This window comes from Frankia sp. CoWAU3 (assembly GCF_977971855.1).
This window is the reverse complement of record NZ_CDWWXB010000052.1, coordinates 3,413-5,639: the sequence shown is the minus strand read 5'-3', so window position 1 is coordinate 5,639 and position 2,227 is coordinate 3,413. Positions and strand designations below refer to the sequence as shown.

Below are 2,227 nucleotides of genomic sequence, written 5' to 3'. Positions count from 1 at the left end.
TCGCGGCTGGCCGGCCGGCCGCGGTGGATGGAACGGGTGCCGTCGGCGGATCGGTCGGGCCGCCGATCGGCGCAGCATCCGTTGGCGCAGCCGGTGTCGGCCGCGGAGGCTGCGGACGGCGGGGCGCGGAGGCACGCGGCGGCCGGACGCGTGGCCCGTTCGGGGCAGGCAATGGCCCGGTCGGGTATGGTGGTACCGCAGTTGGGTCGCCACCGGCACCAGGACTCGCGGCCGGGCTGACGCCTCGGCCTGACGCGCTGCCACCCGAAGCGGTGTCCACCTCCCGCGAGGATTCCACCGCGCCCGGGGGGATCGGGGTCGAACCGCGGGGATCTGCCGGCCGGGCTGGACGGCGGGAGGGATCAGCCTGGTTACGGGGCGGAATCGCCGACGGGCGGCCGGCGCGCCGGGCAGCGGCGCCGCGGGTGCGTCGGGAGCTGGTGTCCGCGCCCGTGGTCGCCCGGCCCGGCCCGGTGCCGGGTGCCACGGTCCTGGCACCCGGCACCGATGGCGGTGTGTTGTCGGACGTGTTTGTACGGTCCGCACCCGAACGGGCCGCCGATGTCGCATCATCGAGGTGGAATGCCTCGCTCTGCCACGCTTCGTCGAGTGGCTGCGGCGAGCCCGTCCCGCCCCGCCGTCGATGCCGTCGGCGCCCGGATCGTGAACGGGGAGGTGACTCTACGTCTTCGGTGCCTGCTGCTTCGTCCCGTACATACTGATCGTCTCGTATGTACTGATTGTTCCGGATGGGCGGACCGTCGGGAGGGGAGACCGACGAGGGGATGCGGGCACCAATGAGCGAAACGGGCCGCGCGTCGCCTTCCTCACCGTACGGTGCCTGTGGCACATCGCTCACGCGCCGTCGACCTCCCGGCCTTCTAAGGTTAGCTAGTGCCAGTTAAGGTTACTTACTGTTATCTGCGCTCGGCTGCGGTCAGATCGATGTAACACGAGTCATTCGAGTATGACAAGCTCTGGTCGAAGCTACCCATCATGGGTGGGTCGGTGTACCTTCCGGAACCGGAGATGTGCCGTCCGGATTGAGGGGACGAACCGGCGGACGGTTGGCTGTGATCCGCGACGTGGCGGGCTGGGGGCGGCCTGGACGACACGGCACCGTGCGTGCGGCAGATGGGAAAGGAGCGTCGGTGGCGCAGGACGGCTTCTCGATGGCGACGCCTCGGCCATCCCAGCGCTCCGGCGCACCGCAGGGGGTGACGCCCGCGAAATCCCCGGTCGGCTCGGCCCCGGCCCGGTCTGCTCCGGCGGCATCCGGCCGGGTCCGTACGGCCTCGGCCCGCTCGACCGGCATGTCACCGACCGTCGCATCCCGCAGCACACCGGCGCCCGCCGCCGCGGCGCCTCCGCTCGCGCCGACGTCGGCCGGTGGCGTGCCGTCCCGACCCTCCGACGACGACGAAGTGTTCACCGTTGACGAACTGGTCGCCTGGTTGCGGTTATCGGAGAGCACTGTCCTCAAGCTGCTTTCGGAACGGGCCATCCCGGCTCGCAAGGTCGGTCACCAGTGGCGGGTGCGTCGGGGGCGGGTACGGGACTGGCTGGACGGTCGGGAATGAGCGCTCTCATCCCGGTGCCGCCTCGCTCCGGCCGGCCGCGGTGAGGCCCCGCCCCTGGCTGGCCGTCGGGCTGCTGCTCACCGTGGTCACCGTGGCCGGATGCGGCGTGTCGGGTAGTACTGCCGATCCGTCTCCCGCCCCGTCCGCCACCACGGGGCCACCGCCCGGGGCGAGTCAGGCGCCGGGTCCGCCGCTGGCCACCGCGTCCGCGCCACCCACCGGCGAGGTGGATCGGAAGGACCCGGCCGCGGTAGCCGCCGACTGCTTCACACGCTGGCAGTCCTTCGACGCCCGGACGGACCCCGGCCCGGCAGCCGGTGTCGAGCGGGCCCGCGATTGCCTGACCGAGGACTTCGCGGCCAGCCTGGGCGCCGGGGGCGCGGGCGCCGGGGGGTCCGGAACCGCTGCCGGCGGGGACGGTCAGGCGTGGCAGGAGGTGCGCGCCGCGGGCACCCACTCGCGGGTGACCGTGCTGGCGACCACGCCCCTGGGCGGGATCGACACGACGGCCACCGGTCGGGTGGTGCTTCAGCTGAACGTGCGCCGCGAGACGGCGGCGGGCGCCGCCGCCCCGGTGGTTACACTGTCCACCCCCGCGCTCACCCTCCTGCGCCAGACCGACGGGACGTGGCGGGTCGCCGGTGCGG

At 73.2% G+C, this 2,227-nt stretch carries 2 protein-coding genes; both read left to right on the top strand.

Features of this window, described 5'->3' with window-relative positions; all coding sequences use genetic code 11:
- Positions 1-1,151 precede the first annotated feature (1,151 nt).
- The gene (locus AC08ON_RS07405; protein WP_476606969.1) at positions 1,152-1,580 is read left to right on the top strand and encodes a helix-turn-helix domain-containing protein; all 429 of its coding nucleotides are present in this window, start codon (positions 1,152-1,154) and stop codon (positions 1,578-1,580) included.
- A gap of 106 nt (positions 1,581-1,686) precedes the next feature.
- The coding region (locus AC08ON_RS07400; RefSeq protein ID WP_476616680.1) for a hypothetical protein at positions 1,687-2,227 on the top strand (541 nt) is incomplete at its 3' end.